The 7,268-nt window shown below is 70.4% G+C and carries 9 protein-coding genes and 1 pseudogene; 3 read left to right on the forward strand and 7 right to left on the reverse strand.

Annotation, left to right across the window (positions count from 1 at the left end; all coding sequences use genetic code 11):
• A pseudogene (locus AN218_RS37930) lies at positions 1–198 on the forward strand (SAM-dependent methyltransferase); the annotation flags it as partial.
• Between the two features lie 49 nt (positions 199–247).
• Here the strand turns inward: AN218_RS37930 and AN218_RS06690 are convergent.
• Complete coding sequence (locus AN218_RS06690; RefSeq protein WP_070015827.1) at positions 248–1,153, reverse strand: oxygenase MpaB family protein; 906 nt, start codon at positions 1,151–1,153, stop codon at positions 248–250.
• Positions 1,154–1,240: 87 nt separating this feature from the next.
• Between AN218_RS06690 and AN218_RS06695 the strand changes: the two genes are divergently transcribed.
• Entirely contained in the window at positions 1,241–2,026 is a 786-nt protein-coding gene (locus tag AN218_RS06695; protein WP_070015830.1) for a hypothetical protein, read from the forward strand.
• A 42-nt stretch (positions 2,027–2,068) separates the two neighbouring features.
• Here the strand turns inward: AN218_RS06695 and AN218_RS06700 are convergent, their stop codons facing one another.
• The 6 genes from AN218_RS06700 to AN218_RS06725 all read right to left on the reverse strand — a co-directional run bounded on the left by AN218_RS06700 (position 2,069) and on the right by AN218_RS06725 (position 6,525).
• Positions 2,069–2,545, reverse strand: a complete 477-nt coding sequence (locus AN218_RS06700) for a hypothetical protein (protein ID WP_070015832.1) — start codon at positions 2,543–2,545, stop codon at positions 2,069–2,071.
• Between the two features lie 207 nt (positions 2,546–2,752).
• Positions 2,753–2,935 (reverse strand): hypothetical protein, encoded by a 183-nt coding sequence (locus tag AN218_RS06705; protein ID WP_070015834.1) that lies wholly within the window; start codon positions 2,933–2,935, stop codon positions 2,753–2,755.
• Positions 2,936–3,260: 325 nt separating this feature from the next.
• Entirely contained in the window at positions 3,261–4,055 is a 795-nt protein-coding gene (locus tag AN218_RS06710) for an SGNH/GDSL hydrolase family protein (RefSeq protein ID WP_070015836.1), read from the reverse strand.
• Positions 4,056–4,620: 565 nt separating this feature from the next.
• Complete coding sequence (locus tag AN218_RS06715; RefSeq protein WP_070015839.1) at positions 4,621–5,436, reverse strand: SAM-dependent methyltransferase; 816 nt, start codon at positions 5,434–5,436, stop codon at positions 4,621–4,623.
• Positions 5,437–5,460: 24 nt separating this feature from the next.
• The gene (locus AN218_RS06720) at positions 5,461–5,697 is read right to left on the reverse strand and encodes a DUF397 domain-containing protein (protein WP_070015841.1); all 237 of its coding nucleotides are present in this window, start codon (positions 5,695–5,697) and stop codon (positions 5,461–5,463) included.
• Between the two features lie 3 nt (positions 5,698–5,700).
• The gene (locus tag AN218_RS06725) at positions 5,701–6,525 is read right to left on the reverse strand and encodes a helix-turn-helix domain-containing protein (RefSeq protein ID WP_420855940.1); all 825 of its coding nucleotides are present in this window, start codon (positions 6,523–6,525) and stop codon (positions 5,701–5,703) included.
• Positions 6,526–6,756: 231 nt separating this feature from the next.
• Between AN218_RS06725 and AN218_RS06730 the strand changes: the two genes are divergently transcribed.
• Positions 6,757–7,188 (forward strand): ATP-binding protein, encoded by a 432-nt coding sequence (locus AN218_RS06730; RefSeq protein ID WP_244900316.1) that lies wholly within the window; start codon positions 6,757–6,759, stop codon positions 7,186–7,188.
• The last annotated feature ends 80 nt before the right edge of the window (positions 7,189–7,268 follow it).

The following is a 7,268-nucleotide window of genomic DNA, read 5'->3' on the forward strand; positions in this document are numbered from 1 at the left end:
GTACGGCCGGAGGGCGCCCTCGCCCTCTTCCACCCCGTCGGCCGCGCGGCGCTCGCCGCGCGCCAGGGCCGCGAGCTGACCGCGGACGACGTCCGCGCCGAGCCCAACATCACGGCGCTGCTTGCCGCTTCGGGCTGGCGGCTGACCTCGATGGCCGACGACGAGGACCGCTATCTGGCGCTGGCGGTACGCGACTGAGGGGCGCGTACCCCAGGGGCAGCCCCGCCGCCGGCACGACCGGCGCCGGCTACGCCTTGCCGTGCGGCACCGGGCATCCGCCGACGCCGCCGCCCTCCGCGCGGCGCGGAAAGGTCCCCAGGTCCTCCAGGCGGTAGCCCGCCGGATAGCCCGGATACCCCTTGATCTCCGGGTTCTGACGGGCGTAGTGCGGCTTGCGCCGCTCCGGCATCAGCCGTACGGCACGCGCCCGCGCGCGCAGTCCGCCCTCGACGAGCTTGCGGACGAGCGGCCGCGGCGGGTCGTAGCGGAAGGCGCGCAGCAGCGACTCGTCCAGCAGCGCCTTGCTCGCGCCCCGTACGGCCGGTGCGAGCAGCGACGGATACCAGGACGCCATCAGGTTCAGCGTCGAGTCCGAGACGCGGCGCGCGTCCGGGTCCCAGGCGAAGTGCGCCGCCTCGTACTCGTCGAGATACGTCTCGAACGCGTCGTAGCCCTCGGGGATCCGGGGAATGCCCATATGCCGTCCGAGAGTGGCCCAGTAGCGGGCGGCCGCCTGCTGCTCGAGCCGCGAGAGGGGACGCCAACCGTAGGCGTCCAGCCACCGTTTGGGCATCACGACGAACGTGCAGAGCACATAGCGCATGTCGTCGTCGGGGATGTCGTAGCTGCGGTGCATCTGGTTGATGCGGCGGATCGCCGTGCGGCCCTCGTCGGAGGAGAAGCCGTGCTCCACGACCGCGTCCAGGAGGAGCGTGGTGTCGTCGTAGCGCTTCTGCGTGCGGTCGGTCAGCTCCGCCGTGTGCGCCAGGAGACGCCCGATGCTGGGCACCGCGTACGTCCGGTAAAGGGCCAGCTCCAGTGAACGCGTGTAGTCCCAGGGGAACTCGTACGTCGACGAGAGCCGGTAGATCTCCAGGAAGTCCTCCTCCGGGTCGAGTTGGAGAATGTGCCTCAGCCGGTCGTATCGCCCCACGTCGCATCCCCTCGGTCGCGGCCCTGCTCTGTCGACGAACTGACTCTAGAGTTAAGGTTCCCCAGAACTTATGGAAGGGGAGGCAAGGTGGCCGCCGAGGACGATGACGCGCTGTATGTGCTGACGGCTGTACTGCTGACTCCCGCCCAGTTCCCGAGCGTTCTGGGCGACGACTACCCGGAAGCGTGCGCGAGACTCGGCCTCGAACCGTACGCCGAGGGCTACGGCCTGGTCCTCGGCCAGGACGGCGACGGCGCCCGCTGGACGGTCGCCACCGACGACGTGACGCTGGTGGCCTGCGCGATCGCCGCGTGGGACTGCGGCATGGAGTACGACCTCTCCCCCTCCGAGCGTTCCGTCGCCGCCGCGCTGCCCGGCTGGCCCCTGGACGTCGCGGTCTCGGCGCCCGGCGTGCCCGCGCCGCACGACCCCGAGCCGGACCCGGAGACGGACGGCGAGCACGGCGTCCTCGTACCGCCGGACACGGAGCACTGGGGGCCCGCGCAGCGGCGGCTCGGCGCCGACGAGATCGCTCTGCAGTGGGCGCAGTGGCGTGAACAGGTCGAGGACGACGTCGAGTTCGTCGACGCGGGCGAGAACCCGAACGCCTCGGTGAAGCGGGTGCTGGAGCAGGTGCGGGGCTATCTGAAGGATCCGCCGCCGCCCGGCCGCGTCCGTTCCGCCTTCGCCTCGGGCGAGGCCCGCACGCTGCGTGCGGACGGCCCCGGCTGGAGCATGGTGGCACGCACCGACGACATCGCGTTCCTGCTGCTGGACGACGAGCCCGGAGAGGTCCTTCCAGTGGGACGCGGGGAGGAACTGCCCGGTCTGCTGGAGGCGTTGGACGGCATGGCGCTGCGCCCGGCGGCCTGACGGGGCGTCGCACGGAGCAACACCTCGCGGTACGCGCGGAGTTCAGCCGGCCGGTACCGGCACGGACGCCGGGCCCGGCTGCCCGTCCCAGGAGACCGCGACGGCGTCCGGCATGGGGTGTCCGCCCTCGGGCGCCATCACGAACTCGACGGCCTCGCCCGGCCGTACGACGGAATTCTCCGGAACTCCGCGGACGGAGGCGGGCAGATGCGTCCGGCTGATGCGAACACCCGTGAGCGTGCGGGCAGTTGTGTTGCGCAGGACGTAGACGTACTGCCCGTGACGCTCCAGCCGCCAGACACCCGGCGGCGCGGGCGGGTACGGCAGGGCGGACGCGAGGCGCCGCTCGTACAGAACAGGCCGCCGGCGCTTCGGCTTGGCCGGCACTCGCGAGCGCGCGGCGGCGGGCACGGCACGCTCACCGCCGTCAGGCCCGGCGGGCCTCCGGTCCTCGCCGGGCGGCTCGCTCCCGCCGGACTCGTCCGGCTCCTCGTCCTCGTCCCGGGTCTCCGACGGCACAGGCGGGGCGTTCCGCTGCGGCACCGGGACCGAGCCGGTGAGCCATGGCGGAGTCGGCGAAGGGGGACGCGGGGGCGGGGGCGCCGGGCTCCAGCGCCAACCAACTCATGGCCCAACTCTAGAGACCAGGCGGCCTGTTGCGTACGCGGGCACACCTCATCCGCGGCACCCGCCCGGGCCGGCACCGCTCAGCGGCTCACGACCGGTTCAGCGCCGCAGCTCTTTGCGGCTGACCCGGCGGAGCCGGCGTCGCTGGGAGGGGTCGAGCGCCAGATACGCGATCACCGGTACGCCGACGATCACCGCGACGGCGATCCAGAACGACGTCAGCCACCACAGGAGCAGCCCCACGGCCACGCCGCCGACGGCGATCTTTCCTCGGTTGGTCATGTCGTCCTCCTTCGCGGCAGGTCACCCCGCCCGCCTCTGTCCATAAGAACGCCGAATCGCCCCGACGGGTTCCCTCGTGTCTGCCGGACAGCCGCGCCGTACCGCTCCCGTACGTGGCACAGCCCCCGGCTGCCGCGCCCCGGCGGTGTCCCGACGTGCACCGATGAGCAAAAACCCGGCCGGGGCGGGAGGAGCTGACTCCTGCCCGCCCCGGCCGGGGAGGTGCCTTCCGCGTGGGACCACGGCATCGTCCGCCGCTTCGGCCCTGGTCCCGCGCGCAGGCGGTGGCGCGGGACGGCACGCCTCCGCGTCCTGCTCGTGGGGCTTACGAGTTCGCCTCCAGCACCGGCAGGTAGCCGCTGGTCTGGCCGGTCTCGGTCGGGTGGTAGGACTCCCCGATCGGGACGGTCACGCTGTGCAGCCACGCGTCGCCGGAGCAGATCTCGTGGCCGGTGAAGGCGTCACGTACGTCGCCGAACGAGAAACCGTGGTCGGCCGCGCGCTTGGCGATCGTGTCGTTGAGAGTGTCGGACGCGGAGTTGATCGCCTCGCGCGACTTCTCGCTGATGCCCACGGAGCACTCGCCGTCCAGCTTGTAGATGCGCGGGTAGCCCATGACGACGACCTTGGCGGCGGGCGCCTTGTCGCTGATGGCGTTGTAGACGGAGTCGAGCTTGCCCGGGAGGGTGCCCGAGACGTAGCTCTTCGCCTCGTCGATCTTCTCCAGGCAGACGTCCTCGCCCTGGAGCACGCACGCCTGCATGGTGTCGGCGAAGCCCGCGTCGTTGCCGCCGATGCTGATGCTGACCAGGCCCGTGGAGTCGCTGAGCGGCCCGAGCTGGCTAGAGAGGACGTCGTCGGTGACCGCGCCGGAGCACGCCGTGAAGTCGAAGGAGGAGGGGGAGTTGGCGGATGCCCACTGCTGGGCGTACGCCTTCGAACTGCGCTTGCAGTCGCCGCTGTCGCCGTAGTCGCCGGATCCGAGGCCGGAGGAGTAGGAGTCGCCGAGGGCGACGTATCCGGTGGCGGCGTCCTGCGCGAGGGCCGAGGTGGCCCCTGTGGTCACTGCGAGGGAGGACGCCACGGCCGCGGCCAGGGTCATCCGTCTACTGAGCTTCATGGAACCTCTTCATGGTGGGGGGTAGACATGGAGGGTGCCTTTGTCATGTACACAAGTACCAGGTGGCGACTCCCGTCGGAAGTGCTCATGTCAAAACTGATCGAAGATACGTGACGTGCGACACGTGTCTGATGCGCTTGCGGGGCAAGGGTGTTGACGGGGCCTCGGACGAGGTGCATCCGTCCGCTCGGCCCCGCGCTGCTCGATGCCTGGTCGTGGAGCGGTACTGCGACGTAGCTTCCACCCGGCGAAGATCCCTACACGCAGGGACAGTCGGGAGTTGACGCGCGTAGGCCGTGAGGGCACGCCGGACGCCGCCGCGCTCCCCCGGGCTCCGGATGCCGCGCGTCGTACGGGAGTTGAGGACGCCGGGCCGGCGGCGCACCGGGCACTGCCATACGTCGCTGGGCGCACCGGCCGGCGTCACGCACCGGCGCGCCCGTACCCGTACACACAACTGCCGGGCAGGCGCCGCCCGTTCGGGTCGGTCCTGCCCGGCAGTCGCCGCGCACGCTCAGCGTTTCCCCGGACGCGGAGCCGTGCGCTCGGCGGGTACGCGCGGCGGCTATACGCCGCCCTTGACCCCCACGGCCGCGTACCCGCGATGGTCGTACAGCTCCTCCTCGTCCGGGACGGGCCCCTCGGGACGCCACAACGGCGGCCTGACCAGGCCCGGTTCGAGCAGCTCGAAGTCCTTGAAGAAGGGCATCAGCTCGTCGTGGCCGCGCATGACGAGCTGTGCGGTGGAGTTCTTGTAGACCTCCGAGACCTGCTTCAGCGCCTCGCCGCCGTCGAAGTCGGCGGTGATGTGCGACAAGATCAGGCAACTGCCCTCCGGCAGGCGGTCGGTGAGCGCCGAGACGATGCGCCCCGGGTCCTCGTCGTCCTGGATGAAGTGGACGACGGCCACCAGCATCAGCGCGACCGGCTGCCCGAAGTCGATGAGCTCCCGCGTCACGTGGTGGTCGAGGATCGCCTCCGGCTCGCGCAGATCCGCCAGTACGAAGCCGGTGTTGCCGGTGTTGGTGAGCTTCGCACCGGCGTACGTGGCCACGATCGGGTCGTTGTCGACGTAGACCACGCGCGTGTCCGGTGCCACCTCCTGCGCCAGCTCGTGTGTGTTGGGAGAGGCCGGGATGCCGGTGCCGACGTCGATGATCTGCCGTACTCCCCGCTCCACCACCGCGCGCACCGCACGGTGGTGGAAGTCCCTGTTGCCCTGTGCGGTGGGACGGATGAACGGCGCGTGGCCGAGGACGCGTTCGGCGGCCTCGCGGTCGACCGCGTAGTTGTCCTTGCCGCCCAGGTAGTAGTCGTACATCCGGGCGGGATGCGGGGTGGTGGTGTCGATCCGGTCGGGGTCGAATCCCGTGTCCGGCACATCTCCTCCAGGTGTCGTCGCCGGTCAGGCAAGCAGGAAGTCGGCGTCACCGGCCTGGACGCCCTGGATGAACTTCCTGATCTCGTGCGGGGCGTAGATGAGGGCCGGGCCGTCCGGGTCGGTGGACTGGCGCAGAGCGACCCGGCCGTCGTCGAGCTTGAGAGCCTCCACACAGCTACCGCCGTTGCCTCCGCTCCAGGGCTTGTGCCAGCCCTCGGTGCCGAGGTGTTTGGCGGGCATGCCGTTGTAGATACGACCCATGGTTCAGATCTCCTTGCGCATCGCACTGAGGATCGCCTCCGTCCGCGACACCGGCGCGGCCTGGGTACACATCCTGTCCAGCGCTTCCAGGAACGTCGTCACGTCCTCGCGCTGGTCGAAGTAGACCGCTCCGACCAGGCTCTCCGCACATGCGACGTCCGGCAGTTCATCGATCGGGAATCGGAAGAGGTGGAAGGGTCCGTACATCGCCGAGTGGGGGCCGACGCTGAACGGCATCACCTGGAGCCGGACTTTGGGCCGCCGGCCGGCCTCGATGAGCGCGTCGATCTGCTCGCGCATCACCTCGGGGCCGCCGATGCCGCGGCGCAGGACCGTCTCGTCCATCACCACCCACAGCATGGGCGGTTCGTCGCGCTCCAGGACGGCCTGACGCTCTCTGCGCAGCGCGACCTGACGCCGAAGTTCCTCCTCCGGCACATGGGGCATCCCGGCGCGCAGCACCGCGCGCGCGTACGCCTCGGTCTGCAACAGGCCCGGTACGTAGTGCGGTTCGTAGGCCCGGATGACGTGCGACTCGCTCTCCAGGCTGACGAAGGCACTGAACCACTCGGGCAGGACGTCGCGGTAACTGTGCCACCAGCCGGGCTGGTTGGCCTGGCGGGCCAGGGTGAGGAACTGGTCGACCTCCGCCCGGTCCGTCACACCGTAGGTCTCCAGCAGCTTCTCGACGTAGAGGACCTTCAGGCCGACTTCGGCCTTCTCCATCCGCCGGACCGTGGCGTGGGTGACGTCCAGCGCGCGCCCCGCCTCCTCGTACGACAGACCGCAGTTCTCCCGCAGATGCTGCAGACGTCTGCCCAGAACCACCCGCAGAACGGTGGGCGCGCCACCGCCCGTCCGCGAGTCCACCACTATCGCTCGCCTCCAACTCCTGTCATGGGCAAGCAGTTTGGCACGGACGACCTGCGGGAGGACAGTCTGACTCGAACGATTCTGTAATTTGCAGACTGATCCTTGCCAGGTGTGACTGAACAAGTTCATAGTGGAGCCGTGGCTTCCCCCCATGACGCCCTCTCATTAGAAGATCGGCCCTCTGCTGTGTCGGTACGCCCGCTCCGGGATGCGTTCCGTCTGCCCTCGCTCGACACCTCCGTCGGGCGGGCGCGCAGACGAGTCCTCGACCGCCTGACTGAATGGCGAGTCGACCAACAGACGTGCGAAGACGCCCAGTTGCTGGTGTCGGAGCTGTTCACCAACGCTGTGCGGCACACCGCCAGCGAGAAGGTGAGCTGTGAACTCTGGCTGGTCGGCCTGCGGTTGTGCCTGGAGGTGACCGACGAGGGCGGCGGTCCGCATCCGCTGCCGCCGCGCCCCGGCGAGCCGGCGGACACCGACGGCGAGAGCGGACGCGGCCTGCTGCTGGTCAGCGTTCTCGCGGACGACTGGGGAATCCGCCGCAGTCTCGACTCCGGCGTCGGGCACGCGGTCTGGGCGGAGCTGACCTGTACGCCCGCCCCGGGGAAGCACTAGCGAACACCCGAGCCAGGCGCCGGCGTTGGTCGCGAGCCGGCCGCCCGGCGCAGCGCCACCGCCCGGCACGGCGGGCGGTG

This window comes from Streptomyces nanshensis (assembly GCF_001751255.1).
GTDB classification, from domain to species: Bacteria; Actinomycetota; Actinomycetes; order Streptomycetales; family Streptomycetaceae; genus Streptomyces; species Streptomyces nanshensis_A.